Origin of the sequence: Weizmannia sp. FSL W8-0676 (genome assembly GCF_038593015.1) — a bacterium.
Taxonomy (GTDB): domain Bacteria; phylum Bacillota; class Bacilli; order Bacillales; family Bacillaceae_C; genus Weizmannia; species Weizmannia coagulans.
This window is the reverse complement of the sequence record NZ_CP151954.1, coordinates 2,574,319-2,597,718: the sequence shown is the minus strand read 5'-3', so window position 1 is coordinate 2,597,718 and position 23,400 is coordinate 2,574,319. Positions and strand designations below refer to the sequence as shown.

The following is a 23,400-nucleotide window of genomic DNA, read 5'->3' as shown; positions in this document are numbered from 1 at the left end:
CCCCTCCTGCAATTGTCTAATTGGCAGAGCTCTAACTGGACAAGTGCTCGAGCAGCCCTTCCGCTTTTGTCTAATTAAAAAGGCTAATTAGACAAATAGTCGTGCAGCTCACCTGCGTTTGTCCAAATAAAAATTCTGATTAGACAAGTAACAGGCCGGGTCTCTTTATCTTGCGTTGTTTTTCATGCGCGTTGAATCGGCAATGAAAAGGGCGAGCGCTTGTGCTATAATACTTAAAAACGAATTGAGAGGACGCCATGTGGGAGAAAATCGTTAAAATCAATGGCCCGTACAATTTTGACCGTGCGCTCGAAAGATTAAGCCTCGACCCGTTGCATGCGCTGGATCCGCTTAGACGGACAGTGAAAATCCCGATATACGGCAAACATCCGGAAACAGCGGCTATCACTGCAACCGGCACGACGGAGGCACCTGCATTTCTCATCAAAGGCGAAAATCCGGATACCGCTGAAATCGTTGAGAAGCGGATTTTTCACCTTTTTCAGTGGGAGAAAGACCTCGCAGGCATCACAAACCATTTTACCGGCACCGCCCTTGAACCGCTTTTTAAAGAACACCGCGGTACACCGTTTGTGCTCGACTTTTCGCCATATGCCTGCCTGGTCAAATGCATCATCCACCAGCAGCTCAATATGAAATTTGCCCATACGCTGACAGAGCGTTTCGTGTACCATTTTGGTTTTCAAAAAGACGGTGTCTGGTTTTATCCGTTTCCTGAAAAAACGGCTGCATTGCAAGTCGCAGATTTACGCGCCCTGCAGTTTAGCGAGCGGAAAGCAGAGTATGTAATCGGGCTTTCCAAATTGGTGGCATCAGGCGAACTGGATCTGGCGGCACTTGAGAAGGAACCGGATGAGGAAATTTTAAAAACGCTCGTGAAAATCCGCGGCATCGGCCCGTGGACCGTGCAAAATTTTCTCATGTTCGGGCTCGGCCGCCTGAATCATTTTCCAAAAGCTGACATCGGCATACAGAAGGCATTGAAAAGACTTTTCCAGCTTGAGAAAAAACCTACTTATGAAGAAATGGACGCTTACGCAAAAGACTGGGAGCCTTATTTGAGTTATGCCTCCTTGTACTTATGGCGCAGCATCGAATAGAAGGACGGATTTTATGCAAAAAGAAGCCATCATTAAACCAAAACAGCAATTTCCTTTGACGATCAAACGGCTCGGCATCAACGGGGAAGGGGTCGGCTATTTTAAGCGGACGGTCGTTTTCGTGCCAGGTGCACTGCCGGGCGAAGAGGTGGTCGTTGAAGCAAAACGGATACACCCGAAATACGTGGAGGGCATTGCCAAAAAGGTGCGAAAACGCTCGCCCCACCGGGTAAAACCCCCGTGCCCGGTTTACGAGCAGTGCGGCGGCTGCCAGCTCCAGCACCTTGCGTACAAGCAGCAGCTTATCGAAAAACGCGACATTGTCATCCAGGCGCTTGAACGCCATACAAAGTTAAAAGTAGACGAACTCGATATCCGCCCGACGATTGGCATGGATAACCCGTGGATTTACCGGAACAAAAGCCAGTTCCAGCTCGGCGAAGACCATGGGAAAATTATTTCCGGCCTCTACAGCCTCGATTCCCACCGGCTGATCAACGTGCCGGAATGCATTGTCCAGCATCCGCTGACAAACAAAGTGACACAAGTGGTGACACAAATTTTAAATGATTTTCATGTCCCGGTGTATAATGAAAAAACCGGGAAAGGCATCGTGCGGACAATTGTCACAAGGGTCGGCACCCAGACCGGCCAGGCCCAGGTTGTGCTGATTACGGCCAGGCGGGAGCTGCCACGCAAAGATGTCATCCTTTCTGAGATCAAAAAGCGCCTGCCGGAAGTCGTATCGGTTGCGCAAAATGTGAACGCCAAAAAAACGTCGGTTATTTTCGGCGACGAAACGATTCATTTATCCGGAAAAGAAATCATTGAAGAACGGCTCGAAGAATTCACATACGAACTCTCCGCCCGCGCCTTTTTCCAGCTGAACCCGATCCAGACTTTGAAGCTTTACAATGAAGTGAAAAACGCCGCTGCGTTGACCGGCAAGGAGAAAATTGCGGATGCTTACTGCGGTGTCGGCACCATTGGCTTGTGGCTCGCGGACGGCGCATCTGAAATCCGTGGCATGGATGTGATTCCGGAAGCGATTGAAGATGCCAGAAAAAACGCCGCCGCCCACAACATCCCGAACGCCCATTACTTTGCCGGCAAAGCAGAAACCCTCCTGCCGAAATGGCTGGACCAAGGCTGGCGCCCGGACGTTGTCATCGTCGACCCGCCGCGTTCGGGCTGTGACGAAGCCCTCTTACGGACAATTTTGAAGGTAAAGCCGAAAAAATTTGTCTACGTGTCGTGCAACCCTTCCACTTTGGCGAAGGACTTGCACATATTGAGCAAGGCTTATGACGTAGCGTACATGCAGCCTGTGGATATGTTCCCGCAAACGGCGCATGTGGAGTGTGTGGCGAATCTGGAGCTGAAATTGTGACCGCCAATTAAACATTTACGACACATCATAAACTTTTAGCCAACAGGCCCTGTTTTCGGGATCACTAAGATTCCCGAGTTCAGGGCTTTTTTCTGTCCAGCCGCTATCATTCCTGCATTATCTCGATGTTTTTTTCTCCGTTCCCCCTCCTATTTTTTACTTAGTTTTTATCTTGACAAACAAAATAATCCGGCATATCATTTAGTTTGTCAAAGTAAATAAAAACTAAATAAATAATTTTGGAGGTTTTAAAATGAAAAAAGATGAAATTCTGGATAAATTATTGGAAATTACGCACCAGCCATTTCTCATCTTTGTAAATGCAGTAGAAGAAAAAACAGATAATGCTTTTGAAACGCTGAAGCTGTTGACAGCGGAAGAAAATGTGACAGCGGGCCGCATTTCTGAAGTGCTTGATATTAAGCCGTCAAGTGTAACGCAAATTATCAAGAAACTTGAAGAAGCCGGCACTGCTCGGCGTGAAAAATCCGAACAAGATTCCCGTGTAACGATTGTAAAAATCACGGATAAAGGCCGTGAAAGCTTAAAAGAGCGCAGTTCAATTTCAACTACACTAAAAGATGTCCTCTTCCAGGGGTTTGCAGAGGATGAGCTTGAAATGTTGGATCAATATCTTGAACGCATGGTTTCCAATATTTCAAGCGAAGCATTTCATGATAAGCTCCACGAAGTCTTCAGCAATGATAAACGCTGGGAACTTTTTGGGAAAATGAGTGCCCGTTTCGGCCGTGCACGGGAACAAATGCTAGAGCGCAGCGGGTTTGGCGGCTTCGGCGGCCGCGGATTCATGGGCGGCGGATTCGATGGCTGGAAGAAAGGACGTAAAAGATAATGGAAAGTGGATTCAATGGTTCAGTCCGTAAAGATCAAACCAAATTTTCAATTGGACAATTTATGAAACTCATCAAAACGACGCAACCGAAATATCTTTTGCTGGCGATGGGTGTCTTACTGCTGGTTGTTTCATCCGGTGTACAAATTTATGTGCCGAAATTAGCATCATCCCTTGTCAATCATTTTTCAAAAGGCATTGACTATGGGTTGTTAGGGAAAGTCGTCGCACTATTTGTCATCTCAGCCATTGTTTCTGCAATTGGCGGAACGGTTCTGGGGATTTTTGGAGAAAATGTAATCCAAAACTTACGGAAAAGCTTGTGGCAGAAGTTAACCACCTTGAAAGTGAGCTACTTCGATACTGTTAAAGCTGGTGAAATTTCAAGCCGTCTGGTAAACGATACTGCACAAGTCAAACAGTTGCTGGCTGTGACTTTCCCGCAGACACTCGCGAGCATCATTACTGTCATCGGGACAGTATATATGATGTTCAAGATGGATTGGCACATGACGGCCGCTATGGTTGTAGCTGTTCCAATCGTCGTCATCTTGATGATGCCGATCATGGCCTTTGGTACAAAAATCGGGCATATCCGCCAAGAGGCGATGGCCCAATTTAACGGGATTTCAAGTGAAACATTAAGTGAAATCCGGTTGGTAAAAACTTCGAACGCAGAAAAACAAGCGCAAGTTCGTGCCAATAATGAAATAAACAAACTGTTTAAAGTTGGAAAAAAAGAAGCTGTCTTTGATGCAACAATGCAACCCATCATGATGATGGTATTTATGAGTATGGTCTTTGGGCTTCTTGCTTATGGGATGCACCGTATTGCAATTGGTGAAATGCAAATCGGGATTTTAATGAGCTTTCTGATGTATTTGTTTAACTTGATTGGGGCCGTGCCGGTCATTGCAACCTTATTTTCAGAAATGGCAAAGGCTGCGGGTTCAACGCGCCGTGTACAAGAATTGCTTGCTGAAAAGCCAGAAGATTTTACGAAGGGCATTGAATTGGATTTGGCTGGCAAAACTTTATCAGTGGAACATGTGGACTTTGCCTACGAAGATGCGCCGGATGAACCCATCCTGAAAGATGTATCATTTACGGCAAAACCAAATGAAGTCATTGCTTTTGCAGGCCCTTCCGGCGGCGGCAAATCGACGATCTTTAGTTTGCTTGAACGTTTCTATGCACCAACAAGCGGATCAATCAAATTTGGGGATACGGATATTGAAGAGATCAATTTAACAAATTACCGCAGCCAAATCGGATACGTTTCACAAGATTCTGCGATTATGGCCGGGACAATCCGCGACAATTTGACGTATGGATTAGACGGTACATATACGGATGAACAACTTTGGAACGTTTTAGATTTAGCCTTTGCACGCAAATTTGTCGAAGAAATGCCTGACAAACTTAACACAGAGGTAGGGGAACGCGGGGTGAAAATCTCCGGCGGCCAGCGCCAGCGTATTGCCATTGCCCGGGCCTTTTTGCGCAATCCCAAGATTTTAATGTTGGATGAAGCAACTGCGAGTCTTGATAGTGAGTCAGAGATGAAAGTCCAGGAAGCCTTAACCAACTTGATGAAAGGCCGCACGACTTTAGTCATCGCCCACCGCCTGGCAACCATTGTGGACAGCGACAAGATTTACTTTATCGAAAAAGGCCGGGTCACAGGATCAGGTACACATGATGAATTGGTACGTACGCATGAAACGTATGCAAAATACGTGGCTGAACAATTTAAGGTAGACACACCGGCTATGTAAAGAAGTATTCACGATACAGTGTAACCTGAATCCGTGACGAAAATATAACAAACGCCGTTAATAGGTAGATTCCCAAGAGTAAGGATATAGTGGTGTCCGACTATTCGATAAATGCACTTTTAGTGATTCAGTATGTAAAAATTTCCCTAGATCACCTGAATGTGGAATGAATTTAATTTGTCTGATATACCAATTATACTAAATTTTATGCGATTTGTTTGCCTTTAAGCGGAAATTTCGTCACGGATTCAGGTGATCATACTATTTGGTTGGCTCATTTTCCAACCAATTGGATGGAGACCAAATGGCTTCTTCCCGGTAAGATAATAAGAAAAAACAGGGAGAGATCATCGTGTCAGCAGCGTTTGTTCACGGGTTTATTTTAGCTTTGGGGCTTATCTTGCCGCTCGGGGGGCAAAATGTATTTGTCTTTAACCAAGGGGCCGTCCAGCCTTCCTTTTTGAAAGCATTGCCTGCCATTATTACCGCCTCTGTTTGCGATATGGTTTTAATTGCTTTGGCTGTTTTTGGTGTTTCTGTTGTTGTATTGGAATTTGTTTGGCTAAAAGCAGTATTTATGTCCGCGGGGATTTGCTTTCTAGTTTATATGGGCATTGCGACATGGAGGAGCAAACCGGCAGTTCAAAATGGAGACGGCTTATTCAATGCGAAAAAACAAATCCTTTTTGCCGCATCGGTTTCCTTATTGAATCCTCATGCGATATTGGATACCATCGGGGTAATTGGAACAAGTTCTTTAAACTATGTAGGGGTGGAAAAAGCGGCTTTCTCCATTGCCTGTATGCTTGTTTCGTGGATCTGGTTCACAGGATTGGCGATTGCAGGAAGAGGGATTGGGAGATTAGGCCAGTCAGGGAGATTTTTACGCTTCATAAACAAAGTTTCTGCAGTCATCATGTGGGGGATGGCGGTTTATATTGTTCAATCATTGGTTTAAGGCGGCGTTGCTGTAAAACGGCATGGTTTTTTCCATCCCCAGGTGTGGCTTTCACGATCGCCCGCTTTGATTTGACAACATTCAAAATAATATCCCGTTTGATAAAAAGGACCGAGCCATGTTATAAGTGTAAAAGAGGTTAAAATTTTTTTGTGTTGGACGTTTGGCCCGGTACCAGACAGGGGAGGTTATGATTTTTATTATGAAAGAAAATTTTTGGCGCGATTTACCACGGCCATTTTTTATACTGGCACCCATGGAAGATGTGACGGACGTTGTTTTTCGCCATGTTGTAAGTAAAGCGGGCAGGCCGGATGTGTTTTTTACAGAGTTTACAAACACGGAAAGTTATTGCCATCCCGAGGGGAACCAAAGTGTGCGCGGCCGCTTGGCGTTTACGGCGGATGAGCAGCCGATTGTGGCCCATATATGGGGGGACAAGCCCGAATATTTCCGACAAATGAGCATGGGCATGGAAAAACTCGGGTTCAGCGGTGTGGATATCAATATGGGCTGCCCTGTGCCGAATGTAGCAACAAAGGGGAAGGGAAGCGGCCTGATCCGCCGTCCGGATGTTGCTGCTGAACTCATACAAGCCGCAAAAGCAGGCGGACTGCCTGTGAGTGTAAAGACGAGGCTTGGTTACACGTATGTGGATGAATGGCGGGACTGGCTTACGCACATATTGAAACAGGACATCGTGAACCTTTCCATCCATTTGCGTACAAGAAAGGAAATGAGCAAAGTGGACGCCCACTGGGAACTCATTCCGGAGATCAAAAAACTGCGTGATGAGGTGGCGCCGGATACCCTTTTGACCATTAATGGGGATATCCCTGACCGTCAAACCGGCCTTAGATTAGCCCGCCAGTACGGTGTCGACGGGATTATGATCGGGCGCGGCATTTTTAAAAATCCGTTTGCTTTTGAAAAAGAGCCGAAAGAGCACAACAGCAAGGAATTGCTTGATCTTTTAAGACTGCATCTGGATCTCTTTGACAAATATTCAACAGAACTGGAGCCGCGCCCGTTTCCACCGCTTCGCCGCTTTTTTAAGATCTATGTCAAAGGCTTCCGGGGAGCGAGCGAGTTGCGAAACCAACTAATGAGCACAGATTCAACAGATGAAGTGCGCACCTTGCTTGATCACTTTGAAACAAAACAGATGGAGGGGGAAACGGTATAGCATTCCCCCTGAATACCCCCGATACAAAAACAGCCCGGTTTTTATATCTTTTTCATCGCAATAGATGCGCGGCTGTGCCAAACGGCAGGAAAGCCCCGTAGGCCAATACACCCGGCTCTTTCCATCTGCCGCGGCACCCGCACCGGCATATGATTCAGCCGTTGAAACGGCTCCCGCAGAAAAGAAACCCATCGTTCCGGGTTTTCAGCCGTTTTGGCGGATCAGAAATCCCTGCTGCCCCTTATGCAGTTGAAATGCCTGAAACTTTTTCTGCTGCCGCCCGTATAAAAAAGTAACAATGATGAGGAGGGGAAAGTGCCATGTCTGAAAAAGGGTGCGTGAAGTGCGGGTCTAAGCATGCGGGGAAAAAAGAAGTGGCAATGACGGGGACAGGCCTGTCAAAATTATTTGATGTCCAGAACAACACGTTCATTGTCGTGTATTGCAAAAACTGCGGTTATTCGGAGTTCTATCATAAACAAACTTCCACCGCCTCTAATATTCTGGACTTATTCTTCGGGGGCTAAATCCGGGGAGGTGCTTATAATTGGAAACGAAGCTGATTATCATACGGGGAAACTCCGGAAGCGGAAAAACAACGATCGCCAAAAGGCTTCAAAGCCATTTAGGTTCTGGAACGCTTCTTGTTTCACAAGATACCGTCCGGCGTGAAATGTTAAAGGTGTCGGACAAAGATGGGAACCTCTCCGTTGAGCTCATTCGCCAAATTGCGGAATATGGAAAAGGAAAATGCAGATTTGTGATTGTCGAAGGCATTTTAAACAAAAACCGTTACGGGGAAATGTTGTCCCGTTTAATGAAATTCTACCATCCAAAGGCGTATATTTATTATTTTCGCTTAACGTTTTGGGAAACAGTCAGACGCCATAATATGCGTTTGAAAAAAACGGAATTCGGGGAAGAAGCTTTGCGTACCTGGTGGAATCCGAGAAACGAACTGGGGGTAAAGGGTGAAACCATGTTAACAAATGAAATGTCACAGGATGAAATCATAAAACTTATGGCCTATCAACTGGAAAATGATCTTTGATCCGGTATGAGCAATACGAATTTTTGTCTTGCCGGTATGAAGTGAAATGAAGAAAACATGTTTAAAGGTGATGGAATGTATTCAGATATAAATGAACCTCGACAAACATTATCCAAAGATGCAATAAAGGTTTGGATCATACGTGAGACGCTGGAGGCCGGAGCAGGGGTTGTGGTTCTCGCCGTGTTGCTTTATCTCGACCATCGCTTTGCCTGGCCGGCATGGATCGGCTGGATATTATACGGTTTACTCGTGTTGGATATAGGCAGTATGATCTGGTCATGGATAAGTTCGTATTTTCGCTATAAAAATTGGCGTTACGATGTGAACGAAGAATTTTTACAAATGAAATTGGGTGTGCTGAACGAAAAACATTCTTTGGTTCCGATGACCAAAATCCAATCGGTTGCAACCGAACAAGGCCCCATTTTAAAGAAATACAGGCTCTGTTCCGTGACTGTGGACACCATGGGGACGTCCCATACCATTCCGGCTCTGCCTAAAGAGGAGGCCATTGCGTTAAGAAACCGAATTGCGCGTTATGCAAAAATCAAGGAGGTGGAGGCGTGAAGAAAAAACGGTACCATCCCCTTTTGATCTTGTTTCGTATCGGTGATTTTGTAAAAAGCTATTTCATCCTTTTCATTATCTTATTTATCGTAAATGCCGGTTCCCATTCTCCCGTGCTTACATATGGCAGATATTTGTTTTTGCTCTTTTTTGCAATCGTGATGGTATATCATTTTTTGAAATGGTACACACATAAATATGCACTGGATGAAAGCGCCTTTCATCTGTATAGAGGCATATTCAACAAAACAGAACGAACGATTCCTTTTTCGAAAATCCAAAACATTAACCGCCATACATCCTTTTTTCACCGGATTTTTCATGTCACCTCTGTCAGCTTTGAAACCGGTATCTCCGGGGATGAAGCGGCCGTGTTATTTGAAGTGATTACCCGGAAAGAAGCGGAAAGAATCATTGACATCGTACAGAATGATAAGCGTAAAACGTTTGAACCGGATGCGGAAGAAAAGGAAAAGGAACGGGTGGTCCATTTTAAACCGACGAGAAAAGATACGTTAAAAGCAAGTTTTACATCTTTAAGCCCGCTTGCCGTCATTCCTATATTTTTTTCTTTTTATTCGAATGTGGACGATATTGTTGATATTGATAAAAAGGCGAGAGGGATGCTCTCTTATATAATCAGTTCCTGGTGGATTGTATCGGGTATTGTTCTTTTTGTGGCCCTTATTGCGGTGATTTTCGGCATGGCACGGACCTTTTTGAAGTATGGGAAATATGAAATCTCCTCTGATGATGAGCGGATTTATATTACCAAAGGGGTAATTGAAGAAACGTCTTTTTTTATCGAAAAGCATAAAGTGCAGGCTGTTGAAGTGGAACAGTCTTTGTTGAAACGGCTGCTCGGGCTGGCGGAAGTAAAGCTGACGAGTGCAGGAAGGCTTGACTTTGAAGGGGAGAAACTTGAATTAAACTCGCTGTATCCTTTTTTGCCGGTTAAAAGGGCGTACGAAATCATAAACGAGATATTGCCGGACTATGAAGTGGCACAGGAGATGAGGCAGCTTCCCAAGAAATCTTTATGGGTCCGGCTGCTTGCCCCGAGCTGGATTTGGATCATCGCCACAGTCGTGTTATATTTTTGGAAGCCAGAAATTTTCGGCTTGCGTGTTCCGTGGTGGCTTTTGTCCGCTTTTCTGTTCGTATCGATACTGGTCGCAAGATGGATCGGTTATTTACATACGAAATATGTATTGAATGACCGTTTTATTCAGTTACAATCGGGCATTTTTACGACTTCTTTGTTCCTTTCCAAGCGGGAAAAAGTGATTGAAGTGCGCGTTTCCCGGAACTTTTTTCAAAAATGGCTGGGCCTTGCCTCCATTGAAACGATGAATCGTGCAAAACCGATTCAATTTAACGGGGTAAAGGATGTCCCCACCGAATTTGCCTGGATGTTTTACAAATGGTATATGGGGCGGGGAAAGGAAGTTAAAGTGGAATGACTGTTTTGGCCTTCATATGATCACGGTTTTCATGCAGTCCCGGCACATGCCGGGAGTAGAGGAGGGATCTGATTGACGTTTATCCTTTGGACGGCCATTGTGATTTTATTCATCTTAAGTTTTGCAGGCATCATCTATCCTGTCATTCCATCTATTGTGATGCTGTGGGCCGGATTTGCAGTCTATCAGTTTTTCATTAATCCGCATGCATTGTCTGTCTGGTTTTGGATCAGCATGGTCATCTTAAGCATTGTCCTTATTGCGGCGGATATCATTGCAAACGGATATTTTGTAAAAAAATACGGCGGGTCCAAAATATCTGAAAGGGTTGCTGCGGTTGCAACGATTGTTGGCTCTTTTGTCATTCCGCCTTTTGGAATTATCCTTGTTCCGTTTGTTTGTGTATGTATAACGGAGATCCTGATGACGAAAAATCCCGTCCAGGCTGTAAAAGTGGGCGTTGCCACGATCATTGGGTTTCTTAACAGCAGTATCGCCAAAGCATTCATACAGATCGTCATGATCGTTTGGTTTGGTTTAGCCGTTTCTTTTTAACGGATTTTCGGTTTCTTTTACGGCAGCCGGTTGCATAATAGAAAAAAGCCCCGTTAACGGAGCTTTTTTCTATTATGCTTCAAGAAGATCGGCATCTTCCTGTTGATATATTTTTTTATCCATTTCGCCGGTAATTTTGCCGGTTAAAATACCGGAAGTCATGGCGCCGCTGACATTTAATGCCGTCCGGCCCATGTCAATCAATGGTTCAACAGAGATCAGAAGGCCGACAATCGCGATCGGCAGGTTGAGCACTGACAATACAATCAGCGATGCGAAAGTGGCACCCCCGCCGACACCCGCAACGCCGAATGAGCTGACAACGACAACAAGGATCAGCGTAATAATGAAAGACGGGCTTGCCGGGTTGATGCCGGCAGAAGGGGCAACCATAATGGCCAGCATTGCCGGATAAATGCCGGCGCAACCGTTTTGCCCGATGGACAGGCCAAAGGAAGCCGAAAAATTGGCGATCCCTTCTGAAATGCCGAAACGTTTTGTTTGTGTTTCAATGTTGAGCGGCAGCGTGCCAGCACTGGAACGGGAAGTAAAGGCAAAGGTGAGTGCCGGCAGCGCCTTTTGCACATATCGTACCGGGCTCAATTTTGCCAGGCTGATAAGCAGCAAATGAACCAGGAACATGACGATAATCGCTGTATAAGAAGCCAGCACAAACTTTGCCAGTTTTACAATCGCGCCATAGTCGCTTGAGGCTGTGACCTTGGTGATCAATGCGAGCACTCCATATGGCGTTAATCTTAAAATAAGGGTAACCACCCTCATCACGATCGTATACAAAGTATCAATAATTTTTGCAAAATGTTCCGCCTGCTCAGGTTGTTTGCGTTTTACCCCGAGATAGGCCATCCCCAATATGGCGGAGAAAATCACCACCGCGATTGTGGAAGTCGGGCGTGCGCCGGTTAAATCTGCAAACGGGTTATTCGGCAGAAAGGAAACGATTTGTTGCGGAATGGTCATGTCTTTTACGCTGGCGACGCTTGTTTTCAGTTCCGCATTCCGTGCGGCTTCAGCGGCACCCTGCGTTAAGTGGATGCCATCCAGCCCGTAAAGAAGCGCGGATCCGATTCCGAGCGCAGCGGCAATCGCAGTCGTGCCAAGTAAAAACGCGAGTACAAGAAAGCTGATTTTTCCTATGTTTTTGGTTAATTTCAGCCTCGTAAACGCCGCTAAAATGGAAATGGAGACAAGCGGCATGACGACCATCTGCAACAGCGAAACATAACCGCTGCCGACAATATTAAGCCAGTCGATCGTATGGTTGGTCACATACGACGCCGTGCCGTACAAGAAATGCAGGATAATGCCGAAAACGATGCCAATGCCCAATGCCGAGAAAACGCGTTTTGAAAACGAAACATGTTTTCTTTGCATGGCATACAAACCGGCCAAAAGGATCATGAAGACGGCCAGATTGATGATAATGTATAAAATGTCCAACTTTTCCCCTCCTTTTGTTAACATTTTTCATCTTAATCATCTTATTCCGATATGTCAAGTGAGAATTTTGGCGGCGGAATTTTATGCACCATTGGTTACTTGTCCGTTTCAATCTGTTCTTTTCTTTCATTTAATATATTGAAAAAAGAATGGGAGGTGAAGAGTTTGGAAAAACGGCGGAAAAAGACACCAGTCGTCCCTTGGATGCACGATCATCATGACGATGGGAGAGCGGACAATACCAATGCAGGAAACAGCGCTGTACAGCCTGAAGACCGTTACGATCATACCGGCAATGTAAGCAGCACCGGCAATCAATCCAATCGTACCAGCAACACGGTATTTTGCGAACCGCGGTATGTTTATAAGGACACTTATGTTGAAAGAAACGTCACTTATGTGCACCCCATCATCCAGGTAAACAGGAAACATGTTGTAAACGTTCCGCGCCATGTTTATCAAAGATATGAACAGAACATGACAGTAGATCCGGGTATTCCGGATGAATGCGATCGTTGTGATGAGTAATGAAAAGAAACGCCCCGATTAAAACCGGGAATTTTTAAGCCGGATCCAATGGTTTCCGGCTTTCTTTTTTTCAAACACGATGAAGCGGCGGGCCGTTTACCGGGGGTACTGCGGGAATACCGGTAAAGGGATGAGACATTGAATTAGGATAAAAATACATTGAAATATAATAACGATTTATTGTAAAACGATAAATCATGTGCTAAAATCAAAACGACAATTCATCAGTGAGGTGTTTTTTTATGAAACGGGGATCTACGCTCTTTTTAAGGCTGGCGGTCATTTTGATTGGCATCCCGATTCTTGCTTTGTGCATCTTTGTGGTGCCGGAGATTGGAAAACTGGCAGCCCGCCTGGTTCCGGATTTTGCTTTTATGGAATTTCTCGTGCTGCTTGTGATGTACGGGGCGGCACTCCCTTTTTACTTTGCATTGTACCAGGCTTTCATACTCTTGGGTTTGATAGACAAAAACACTGCTTTTTCGGCAAATTCCGTAACAGCTCTGAAAAAAATTAAATCCTGTGCCGCAGCGATCGGCATCTTGTACGTGGCAGGCAGCCCGCTTTTTTATCTTATGGCGGATAGAGATGATGCCCCGGGGATTCTCGCCATTTGTTTCTTCATTATTTTTGCATCAGCGGTCATCACCGTCTTTGCCGCTGTGCTTGAGAGGCTTTTGCAGGAAGCAATCGAAATGAAAAATGAAAATGATTTAACGGTCTGAGGTGGAAAATATGGCGATCATCATCAATATTGATGTCATGCTGGCAAAAAGGAAAATGAGTGTGACGGAACTTTCGGAGCGGGTCGGCATTACCATGGCCAATCTGTCGATATTGAAAAACGGGAAAGCAAAGGCGATCCGATTATCCACTTTGGACGCGATATGCAAGGCGTTGGAATGCCAGCCCGGCGATATTTTGGAATACCGGGGAACAGAGGAGGAGTGACCATGGAGGCAACCGTTCAAAAGCATATTCAGAAAAAAACGGCAAGGCTGCGAATGAAGCGGGTGCTCATCCAACTCCTCTCATTTGCCCGGGAGCAGGCCCTGTCCTGCCTGTTTCCTGTTGTGATTTTTGCGTCTTTGGCGCTGACAAAAATCGTGCCGCTCCCATTTTTGCCACGGTATGACTGGCTGCTCATCGGATTTCAGGGACGTTTTTTTCCTGGATTGCCGGCTGTGCTTAAAACATATAAATGCAAGCATGACATTTTTTAGCCTTTACCAAAATTGTTAAATTTGTGGTTTCCATCCATCTCTAAAAACCATCGCTTCTGCCGATATAAATATAGAAAGTAAAATAAAGGCAGAAAAGAGGTAGAGAACTTGCATTTAACCGTGTCCCGCAAATTATTTTTAGTATTTGGATCCATCTTGTCACTCTTGATTATTGTCTCAGCCGGCGCTTATATCGGCTTAAACAAGCTGGACAGCACGTATGCCAAGCTGGTCGGTATCCAAACGAAAAACCTGGATTCCGCCAAAAATATAAAGATCAGTGTGAGGGAACAGTCAGCCGCAGTACGGGGGTATTTGCTGACAGGCGAACCGGCTTATTTAGATGACTATAAAGAGGCGACCAACAACTATAAAGCCCAAAGCAAAGCATTGCTGCGCCGCTTGACCGACCCATCAATCATCAGCAATGTTAAAGAGCAGCAAGCATTATTTAATCAGTACACTGCGATCTTAGATGAGGAAATTGCCTATAAACAAAATGGGCAGGAGAAAAAGGCATTGCAGCTTGTATCTACTTCCGGGCGGCAAATAGGCAAGGAACTGGGCGACCAAACTGATGTGCTTGTGAAAGGGATCAACCACGTGCTGGATGTTGAAAAGCAAAAAACTGAAAAAACCGTTCACTTCCTTATTTTGCTGATCAGCAGCATCTCGGCTGTTTCCATTTTGGTCGGAATCGTGCTGCTCCTGCTGCTGAGCCGGGCAATCTCAAGGCCGGTACGGGTTGTCTCCGAAGCCATCAAAAACATTGCGGAAGGCCGTTTGAATATAGAAAAAGTGCATGTGAAAAATAAGGACGAGCTGGGGCAAATGGCCGGCTTATTAAATGAAATGATTGCAGATTTAAGAAAGATCATCAGCCAGGTCAGCGAAGCTTCCGAACAGGTTTCAGCCAGCAGCCAGGAGCTGGCGGCGAGTGTCGAACAAAGCAACCAGGCTTCTGAACATATTGCCGAGGTCACCCAGGAGGCAGCTGAAAAGACGGATCACGAAATGGTCCAAATCCAGCAAGTAACAGCAACCGTAGGACAAATGTCGCTGGAATTGCACAAAATCGCCGGAAACAGCGAAGACATGAAAAAAGCGGTTGAAATTGCAAATACGCTGACAAAAGAAGGGGACAGGGCCGTTTCAAATGTTCAAAACCAAATGAATCATATCGAAAAGACAGTTGCCAATGCCTCTGACATTATCCGCAGCCTGGAGAAAAGATCCGAGGAAATCAGCCGGATCATGGGAATTATTACGTCCATTGCAGAGCAGACGAATTTGCTGGCTTTAAACGCAACGATTGAAGCGGCAAGAGCCGGGGAACATGGCCAGGGATTTGCGGTGGTGGCAAATGAAGTCAGAAAGTTGGCGGAAGAGTCTAAAAACTCTGCGGATGAAATACGGACAATGGTTTCCAATATCCAAACGGAAATGGCACATGCAGTCAAAGCGATGGAAGAAGGCCATCATCAGGTCAATACAGGGCTGAAAGAATCTTCGGATGCAGGCGCTGCATTTATCAAAATCTCTGAATCGATGAGCAATGTGTTGGGAAAAGTGCAGGAAGTGGCAGCTTCGGTTGAGTCATTGGATGACCAGGGCGCCCAAATCACAAAAACGCTGGAAGAACTGGCGGTTATTTCCAATAAGACCGCTGAAGCCAACCAGGAAAGCAGTGCAGCAACCGAGGAGCAGCTGGCAACGATGGAAGAAATCTCGTCCCTCTCTAACGCGCTTGCCCATTTGGCCCAGGACCTGCAAGATGGCATCCAGCATTTTAAATTGTAATTATCCGGACCGCGCCGATCGAACGGCTTTAAAAGGGCAAAAGCCGGCAACCTTTCTGCGGCAAAGGGGCAACATCTTCTGAAGCAAAATCAAAAAAAATACATCAAAAGCCTGCACGCCGCAAGAACTTGAGGGAAAGTTATCCAGAGATGTGGAAAGAATGGTGTATAAACATGTGAATTTCACCAGCCATAAAATCCAGAAGAAAGGGTGGACATGGTATCATTCTTTTTTCAGTATGATGGGCAAATTTTTCATTTGCAGGCTCATCATTGCGGTGGTGAGGAAAATCAACAGGGGAAAGGTGTCTGTAACCTAAAAGGCTGCCGAAATTTTACCGGCAGCCTTTGCTGTTCCCGCATAAAAAGTACATGTGCACGAAAGGCTCAGCCCGCTCCAAACCTGCAAAAACATATTTTTCATGTCAAAATTCCTGCAAATCTTATATAATAGAAGTAATACGACCAAAACGTGGTGAAACGAATGGACCAGATCATGAAGAAAGTTGTCGAAGCGAGTTATCTGACGGCGGATTCTGCTGCCCAGTACCGCGTGATTTTGCGCTTCTTTTACAGGCAGCATGAAAGGATGCGCGACTTTATTTCGCCGGAGGAAGTGCTCGAATATTTGCGCTCGCTCCCGGCTTTTCACGATTATGAAGAAGAACAGCTGCACCAGCAGTTGGCCCAGCTGGTAAAATGGAATAACCTGGTTGCCCGCCAGGATATGACAAATGCCAAAACCATCGAAGAATATAAGAAAAAAAGATTCCGCTACCAGTGTACGCCTTACACAGTGGAAATCGAGCGGATGCTGATCCAGCTTGAAAAACTGGGGGACCAGTTCCAGGGATCGCTCGAACGTTCGCAATTTGACCGTCTGCTCGCCTCTTTGGAAAAACTGGAAGAAGAACTGAAACAGCCGTTGGACAAACCTGCAGCCCACTACATGCACATTTGGGATGACATTTTTCACTTTTTCGGGACCATCCGGACAAATACAGCGGATTACATAGCCTATATCAATAGCGAAAAGACATCACAACGGATGCAGACGGAAGCCTTTCTCGTATATAAAAACCAATTCACGGCTTATTTGCGTGATTTTATCGTCTCGTTGCAAAAAACATCGCTGCAAATCCGGGAAAGGTTGCGGGAACTGGATACGCATATATTGGCGCCGCTTTTTGAAAAACTCGTGGAACACAGGCGCCAAATTCCCCGCTTGGAAGATACGGCTGCTTCCGGACAAGAATGGCTGGAAGAATTCCGGGAATACTGGGAGTCTTTGCGGCGGTGGTTTCTTGGGGCCAGCTCCTCCCAAAGTGAACTGGAAATGCTGCAGATGCAGACAAATGAAATGATCCGGAGGATGGCCCGTTATGTTCAGCGGATCAGTGAACGCCAGCAACATTTCCGGAGCCGGAAAAAAGATTATTTGCACCTTTCCAAATGGTTTGCCGGGTGCCATAGTTTGGAAGAGGCCCATCAATTGTCATCCGTCGTGTTCGGGACGATGACGGTACGGCATTTGCACCTGGAGGAGGCGACAACGGACAATCTTCATGCCGAGACATGGGAAGAACAGCCGGAGATGCGGGAAATCAAGCCGCGAACGAACCGGTACCGCGAGAAAACAAAGCCGGGCGCTTTCCGTTCTAACCATGAGCAGAAAGAAAAGCAGCGGCTCGCCTATTTAAAAGAGCGCGAACAGGAAAAGCAGCTGATTGAAAAATATATGAAAAACGGGGAGATTCGCCTTGCTGAAATCGGGATAGTGGAGCCGTTTGTCCGGAAAGTGCTGCTCGGCTGGATCGGAAAATCGATGGCAGCGAAAAACCATGAAGTAAAAACGGATTACGGGATGTCCGTAAAAGTTGCGATTGACCCGGATCGGATCATCACACTGGATGCAGAAGACGGGAAACTGATCATGCCGGATGCTGTATTTGAATTATCGGGAGGAGAGCGCTGATGAACCCGGTACATATTTTGGCTGAAAAAGGAGTACAGGGGATAGCCCGGTTTATCCGCGGCGAACTGATGGGCACGGGGATGGCACCGGATGCCATATTTGAACTGTCAGGAGGAGAACGCTGATGGATCCGTTACAAGTTTTTGATGAAAAAGCGGTGCAGGGGATGGACCTGTTATTCCATCATTACTGGATTTTGCGGTCTGAGCACCCGGACTGGTACCAGCTCATCCGCGAGCGCGAAAAAGTGCTGCGCCGTTACATCAGCGAGAAATTCGGGCTCAGGCTGATCATCCACCAGCATTTTATCAAACTTGAAAAAATCCCGGTGGAACCGGAAAGCTGGATGGGCATCCTGCATTTTCAGGAGCCGATGGATTATGCGATTTTTTGCTGCGCGCTTTCTTTTCTGGAAGGAAAAGCGGTGGATGAACAGTTCCTCTTGTCGGAGATGTGCCAGGAGATCCAAAACGATTATCCTGTGGAAGATGGGCTGGACTGGACGCTTTATCTTCACCGGAAGTCGCTCATCCGGGCGGTCCAGGCACTGATGGAATTCCATCTGATCCGGACAATAGACGGCGATATTTCCAGGTTTGACACTTACGAAGACCAGGAAGTCCTATATGAAGCGACCGTTTACAGCCGCTATTTTCTAAGAAGCTTTCCGGATGATTTTACAAGTTATGCGGACTGGACCGGGCTCCTTGAAGAAGACTGGAAACAGAATCAGGAAGATGAACGGCGCAAGCGGGTGTACCGGAAATTGTTTTTCTCCCCTGGCCTGCACCGGAAAGATACGCAGGACCCCGATTTTCTTTATATCCGCAATTTCCGCAACCGGCTTTTTGAGGACATTGAAGAACACAGCCGTTATAAGCTCCATGTTTTTAAAAACACAGCCTTTTTATCTGCCGCAGAACCGCGGAGTTACCACCATGTTTACCCGAATGCAAAAGGTTCTACGGATCTGATGCTGCAGTTGTCAAAGACGCTGCATGACCACCCGGAAAAATACGTTCCGAATGAAGCGGGGGAAATTTTGCTTACGGAAGGCGAATTTGAAGCGGTCATTGACGAGATGCGCTCCCGCCTCGAACGCGGATGGCCGAAACATTTCCGGGACGCCGGCACAAAGGCGGTATGTGCGGAATTGGTCGAAACGATGAAAGAATGGATGATGGCGGAAACGGATGAAGCGGCGGGGCTGATCCGGATAAAACCGCTGTTGGGCGTGCTTGCAGGCGAGTATCCAGCTGATTTTGAGAAAGGGGTTGAGCAACCGTGACAGAAGGAAAATGGGTGATGAACCGCGCCGGCCTGTTAAATTTTTGGTATTATGACGATGAAATTTTTGAATTTGCGGACGGAAAGCTGTTGTTGCGCGGCACAAACGGTTCGGGGAAATCGGTGACGATGCAAAGCATTTTACCGGTTTTGCTGGACGGAAAAAAGACGCCTGACCGGCTTGATCCGTTCGGGTCAAAAGCAAGGAAGATGGAAGATTACCTGCTTGGGGAAAAGGAAGTGTCCGGCCATGACGAGCGGACCGGCTACTTGTTTCTGGAATACCAAAAGCAGGGGACAAAACAGTATATCACAACGGGCATCGGCATGCAGGCAAAGCGGCATAAAACGTTAAAATCATGGTATTTCGTCCTGACCGACAACCGCAGGATCGGCTACGATTTTGAACTGGCGCACACCCGCCAGTCAGAGCGGATCCCGTTGTCTGCAAAAGAGCTTGAAAACCGGATCGGGTCCGGGGGGTATCTCGTCCACTCGCAGAAAGAATATATGGAACTGGTGAACAAATATATTTTCGGTTTTCAGTCGATGGAAGCCTTTGAAGATTTAATCAAGCTTTTGATTCAGCTGAGAAGCCCGAAACTGTCAAAAGATTTCAAGCCGACGGTCATTTATGAAATCCTCGAGTCCGCGCTGCCGCCTTTGACGGATGACGAGCTCCGCCATTTGTCCGACACGATTGAAAGCATGGACGAAACGGAGCAGCAGCTTGAGCAGCTTGAACGGGAGCACGAATCGGCAAAGAAACTGGTGCGCCAATACGATCTTTACAATCAATATATTTTAGCGGAACGCGCCCAAAAATGGCGGGAGGCCGAAAGCAGGCTGCAGGACGCCAAGCAGGACGCCAGCACGTTAGAAACCCGCTCTGAATCACTGCGCGGCGTGATTGAAAACCTGGAAGAAGAGAAAAAGCATTACGAACAAAAACGCGACGTTTTAAAAGCAGAACAGGAACGGCTGCAGCACCATGAAGTTTGGCGCCTTGAGAAAGAAAAAGGGGAGAAACAGGCCAGGGCTGAAAAGTTAAAAAGTGAAGTAGCGGATCTGGAGAAAAAGTGGGAAGCAAAGAAAAGCCAGCTTTTGGACATCCGCCTGGAGCAGGACCGGTTGGAAACAGAAAACAGCAAGGATGAATCCAGTATGCAGGAGATACTGGATGAACTGGCACTGGATGCCGGGGATGCAGCTTTTACCGGGCACGGGATAAACGCCGGGGATTTTTCGCGGCATGAGGGGGAAGCTTTTGATTTTTCGGTTTGGAAGCGGGAAACGAAACAGCACAGCGGACTTTTGCAAAAGCTGCGGCAACTGGCCGGGGAAGCGGAGCGGCTTCACGAAGCGCATCTGAAACTGCAGCGCCAGTCATCTGCCAAAAAGCAGGAAATTGACGAACTCCGCAAACAACTCGACCATTTGGAAAACTGGTTTTCCGAACAAAAGCAGGAGCTGGAAGATGCCGTGTTTTTGTGGATTGAACAGCATCCGGCCCTCTCTTTTACAGACGAGCGGCTCCGGCGTATTGCCGGAGCGCTGGACGGGCTGTACGAAGAAAACCGTTATGAAGCGGTCAGGGAAGAAATTGTGGACGCGGCAAATGATTATATTTTGCAAGTGCGGACAGAAATTTCACGCGCGGAGCAGGAACAAAAGGCGAAAGAACAGGAATTGGCCGAGGCCGAAGAAACGCTTGTGTATTGGCAAAACTTGAAACTTGCCAACCCGGAACGCCCCGCAGATACGGAGGCTTTCCGTGCGCGTCTCCATGAATCAGGGAAACGCTATCTCCCGTTTTATGCCGCGGTGGAATTCCGCGATCATGTGACCGATGCCCAAAAAGCCAGAATTGAAGCGGCACTCCGGCAGACGGGGATTTTGGACAGCCTGATTACGGAAGAGCCGGTTACGCCTGTCCACGACCGGGTCATCCGACCGAACCCGCACATTTTAGGGTACACGCTTGCCGATTACTTAAAGCCGGATCCGGGTGACGATAGCCCGGTATCAGCTGCGCGCATTGACGAAGTGCTGCGCAGCATTCCGCTTGAACCGTCGGACAGCGGTTTTCACATTGACGCGGATGGCTCTTTTTCAATCGGCTGCCTCGTTGGCCATGCCCCGGATGAAGGGCCTTCCAAATTTATCGGCAGAACGTCCCGGAAACGGTACCAGCAGGAAAAAATCAAAGAAACAGAGCAAAAGATTGCTGAAATCCGCCTTGCTCTTTTGCAAATGGAAAACCGCCTTTTAGACTGGGCCGGCAAAGTACAGGAAGCAGAAGATTGGAAAGCGGGCATTCCGGATGACAAAGATTTGCGCGACATTGAAGAACAGATGGAAAAAACGGCGCGCAGCCTGAAGCAGGAACAGGAATTTCTGAGCGACATTGACCGCGAATGGAAACAAGTATACCAGGATTTGCAAAACATCCGGCTGCAATTGCATGAGCAAGGGGCCGGCCTGAATCTTGTACTTCAAAGCGGCCCGCTCGATGAAGCGCTGGCTGCTGCGAAAAGTTATGAAGAACATCTTCACAACCTGGAGCTCACTTTTCAACATTTGTTTTCTGGGCGCAAAATGCTCGCGCGCCTTACTGCGGATATCTTTGAAAAAGAGCAGGAACTTGATGAAATTCGCGGTGAAGAGAACGTCCGCCGGTCAGAATGGGAGAAAACAGCGGCAGATATCGAAGCGATTGAGCAGCAGCTGAAATTGCAAGGCATTGATGAGGTCCGCGCCCGGATTCAGGAAGTCCAGCATGAATATGCAAGTACAGACGAAAAAATTAGGGATATTTACGAAACGAAGCCGAAAAAAGAAGCAGAACTTGAAAAGTGCATAGCCGATTTGTCTCTTGCGAAAACGCGCGCCACATTTTGGGCAAATATGGCCGCGGAATGGGAGAAACTCGTAAAAGAAGAGCTTTCACTCGGCTTCGTGGAAAGCGGAGATACGGAACCGGAAAGCATTTTGGCGGCGTTTTCCGGCGTGCTGGAAAAATATGACCGCGCAAAATTAAATGAAAACCTGACAAAAATTTTTTTCAACGAACAATCGAATTTAACAGAGTACCGCATGTCCGAGTTTACAAAAGAAGCGGATCCGCCAGAATGGTTCGCTGAAAAACTCGATGACTATTACGAAACGTTCAAAAAGGAATGGGAAGGTTTGCGGGGCCGCCGCCTCATCCAGATGGAATACCGCGGCCGCAGGGTGAGCCCGTATACGGTACTCGAGTCTCTTGAAAAAGAACTTTTAAACTTGCAAAGTTATTTGGATGAGCAGGACAGAAGGCTGTACGAGGATATTATCGTCAATACGGTTGGTGTCATCTTGCGGAACCGGATCCAGCGGGCAGCCAAGTGGGTGAAAGAAATGGACGCAATTATGAGAAACCGGGATAATTCGTCCGGACTTACTTTTTCGATTGCCTGGAAGGAAAAGACGGCGGAGTCCGAAGACGAGCTCGACACGAAAGATCTTGTCGCGTTGCTGCAGCGCAACAGCAAGTTTTTAAACGAGGACGATTTAAACCGGATTACAAAACACTTCCGCTCACGGATTGCGGCTGCCAAAGAACTGATTGAAATCCGCAATGAAGGGTCGACGCTCCATCAAGTTTTAAAAGAAGTGCTCGATTACCGGAAATGGTTCCAATTCGTGCTGTCATACAGACGTGCCGGCGAGCCGAAACGCGAGCTGAGCAATACTGCATTTTTTAAATTCAGCGGCGGGGAAAAGGCAATGGCCATGTATATTCCGCTTTTTACCGCAGCATATTCGCGTTATTTGGAGGCAGGAAGTATGGCGCCATATATCATTTCGCTGGACGAAGCGTTTGCCGGGGTGGATGAAAACAATATCCGCGACATGTTCGAAGTCGTCGAGCAGCTCGGATTCAATTATATTATGAATTCGCAGGCGCTCTGGGGCGACTATGACACCATTTCCAGCCTTGCCATTTGCGAGCTTGTCCGACCGAAAAACGCCAATTTTGTCACCGTGATCCGTTACCGGTGGGACGGGCATAAACGGTCGATAGTGGAAAAACCGGAAGAAGCATCGGCGGGAGCTCCGGACCGGCTTTGAAAAAGCATAGACTTGCCAGTGTGCGGCCGGGATGGAAAACCATTCCGGCTTCTTTTGACCGGTGTAAAAGAGGTTCCGGAAGCGGGAAACAA

General features: G+C 46.9%; 20 protein-coding genes and 1 pseudogene. 20 read left to right on the top strand and 1 reads right to left on the bottom strand.

Annotated elements, in window-relative coordinates; translation table 11 throughout:
• Nucleotides 1-257: 257 nt before the first annotated feature.
• The 11 genes from NST20_RS12790 to NST20_RS12740 all read left to right on the top strand — a co-directional run bounded on the left by NST20_RS12790 (nt 258) and on the right by NST20_RS12740 (nt 10,925).
• Complete coding sequence (locus NST20_RS12790) at nt 258-1,121, top strand: DNA-3-methyladenine glycosylase (protein ID WP_342399572.1); 864 nt, start codon at nt 258-260, stop codon at nt 1,119-1,121.
• Between the two features lie 13 nt (nt 1,122-1,134).
• Nucleotides 1,135-2,511: a 23S rRNA (uracil(1939)-C(5))-methyltransferase RlmD gene (gene rlmD, locus NST20_RS12785; protein WP_342399571.1), complete on the top strand. Its 1,377-nt coding sequence runs from the start codon at nt 1,135-1,137 to the stop codon at nt 2,509-2,511.
• 253 nt (nt 2,512-2,764) lie between these two features.
• The gene (locus tag NST20_RS12780) at nt 2,765-3,364 is read left to right on the top strand and encodes a MarR family transcriptional regulator (protein WP_342399570.1); all 600 of its coding nucleotides are present in this window, start codon (nt 2,765-2,767) and stop codon (nt 3,362-3,364) included.
• On the top strand, nt 3,364-5,142 hold the full coding sequence (locus NST20_RS12775; protein WP_260832080.1) for an ABC transporter ATP-binding protein: 1,779 nt from the start codon (nt 3,364-3,366) through the stop codon (nt 5,140-5,142). The genes NST20_RS12780 and NST20_RS12775 overlap by 1 nt, the downstream gene beginning before the upstream one ends.
• Nucleotides 5,143-5,494: 352 nt before the next feature.
• Nucleotides 5,495-6,100: a LysE/ArgO family amino acid transporter gene (locus NST20_RS12770; protein WP_061087095.1), complete on the top strand. Its 606-nt coding sequence runs from the start codon at nt 5,495-5,497 to the stop codon at nt 6,098-6,100.
• 190 nt (nt 6,101-6,290) lie between these two features.
• Nucleotides 6,291-7,286 carry a tRNA-dihydrouridine synthase gene (locus NST20_RS12765; protein WP_342399569.1) on the top strand — a complete coding sequence of 332 codons (996 nt, stop codon included), beginning with the start codon at nt 6,291-6,293 and terminating at the stop codon, nt 7,284-7,286.
• Nucleotides 7,287-7,606: 320 nt separating this feature from the next.
• Nucleotides 7,607-7,813 (top strand): zinc ribbon domain-containing protein, encoded by a 207-nt coding sequence (locus NST20_RS12760; RefSeq protein ID WP_017550109.1) that lies wholly within the window; start codon nt 7,607-7,609, stop codon nt 7,811-7,813.
• A gap of 20 nt (nt 7,814-7,833) precedes the next feature.
• Nucleotides 7,834-8,337: a kinase gene (locus tag NST20_RS12755; RefSeq protein WP_342399568.1), complete on the top strand. Its 504-nt coding sequence runs from the start codon at nt 7,834-7,836 to the stop codon at nt 8,335-8,337.
• Nucleotides 8,338-8,412: 75 nt separating this feature from the next.
• Nucleotides 8,413-8,907, top strand: coding sequence for a PH domain-containing protein (locus tag NST20_RS12750; protein WP_342400427.1), 495 nt, complete (start codon nt 8,413-8,415; stop codon nt 8,905-8,907).
• On the top strand, nt 8,904-10,370 hold the full coding sequence (locus NST20_RS12745) for a PH domain-containing protein (RefSeq protein WP_328013366.1): 1,467 nt from the start codon (nt 8,904-8,906) through the stop codon (nt 10,368-10,370). The genes NST20_RS12750 and NST20_RS12745 overlap by 4 nt, the downstream gene beginning before the upstream one ends.
• A gap of 72 nt (nt 10,371-10,442) precedes the next feature.
• The gene (locus tag NST20_RS12740; protein WP_017554820.1) at nt 10,443-10,925 is read left to right on the top strand and encodes a DUF456 family protein; all 483 of its coding nucleotides are present in this window, start codon (nt 10,443-10,445) and stop codon (nt 10,923-10,925) included.
• Nucleotides 10,926-10,997: 72 nt separating this feature from the next.
• Here NST20_RS12740 and NST20_RS12735 read toward each other — a convergent pair whose 3' ends face one another.
• Nucleotides 10,998-12,410, bottom strand: a complete 1,413-nt coding sequence (locus NST20_RS12735; RefSeq protein WP_181980971.1) for an L-cystine transporter — start codon at nt 12,408-12,410, stop codon at nt 10,998-11,000.
• 141 nt (nt 12,411-12,551) lie between these two features.
• Between NST20_RS12735 and NST20_RS12730 the strand changes: the two genes are divergently transcribed.
• From NST20_RS12730 to NST20_RS12690, 9 genes and pseudogenes are all read left to right on the top strand, one after another.
• The gene (locus tag NST20_RS12730) at nt 12,552-12,914 is read left to right on the top strand and encodes a hypothetical protein (RefSeq protein ID WP_207368607.1); all 363 of its coding nucleotides are present in this window, start codon (nt 12,552-12,554) and stop codon (nt 12,912-12,914) included.
• Between the two features lie 242 nt (nt 12,915-13,156).
• The gene (locus NST20_RS12725; RefSeq protein WP_342399567.1) at nt 13,157-13,639 is read left to right on the top strand and encodes a DUF2975 domain-containing protein; all 483 of its coding nucleotides are present in this window, start codon (nt 13,157-13,159) and stop codon (nt 13,637-13,639) included.
• A gap of 10 nt (nt 13,640-13,649) precedes the next feature.
• Entirely contained in the window at nt 13,650-13,865 is a 216-nt protein-coding gene (locus NST20_RS12720) for a helix-turn-helix transcriptional regulator (RefSeq protein WP_017554817.1), read from the top strand.
• Nucleotides 13,866-13,867: 2 nt separating this feature from the next.
• Nucleotides 13,868-14,062: pseudogene (locus NST20_RS12715) on the top strand (DUF817 family protein); the annotation flags it as partial.
• A 183-nt stretch (nt 14,063-14,245) separates the two neighbouring features.
• The gene (locus NST20_RS12710) at nt 14,246-15,937 is read left to right on the top strand and encodes a methyl-accepting chemotaxis protein (protein ID WP_342399566.1); all 1,692 of its coding nucleotides are present in this window, start codon (nt 14,246-14,248) and stop codon (nt 15,935-15,937) included.
• Between the two features lie 483 nt (nt 15,938-16,420).
• A complete protein-coding gene (locus NST20_RS12705; protein ID WP_342399565.1) occupies nt 16,421-17,911 on the top strand; it encodes a TIGR02677 family protein in 1,491 nt (496 codons plus the stop codon).
• Nucleotides 17,911-18,036, top strand: a complete 126-nt coding sequence (locus tag NST20_RS12700) for a hypothetical protein (RefSeq protein WP_257677550.1) — start codon at nt 17,911-17,913, stop codon at nt 18,034-18,036. The genes NST20_RS12705 and NST20_RS12700 overlap by 1 nt, the downstream gene beginning before the upstream one ends.
• Nucleotides 18,036-19,199, top strand: a complete 1,164-nt coding sequence (locus NST20_RS12695; RefSeq protein ID WP_258921137.1) for a TIGR02678 family protein — start codon at nt 18,036-18,038, stop codon at nt 19,197-19,199. The genes NST20_RS12700 and NST20_RS12695 overlap by 1 nt, the downstream gene beginning before the upstream one ends.
• On the top strand, nt 19,196-23,308 hold the full coding sequence (locus NST20_RS12690; RefSeq protein WP_342399564.1) for a TIGR02680 family protein: 4,113 nt from the start codon (nt 19,196-19,198) through the stop codon (nt 23,306-23,308). The genes NST20_RS12695 and NST20_RS12690 overlap by 4 nt, the downstream gene beginning before the upstream one ends.
• Nucleotides 23,309-23,400 lie beyond the last annotated feature (92 nt).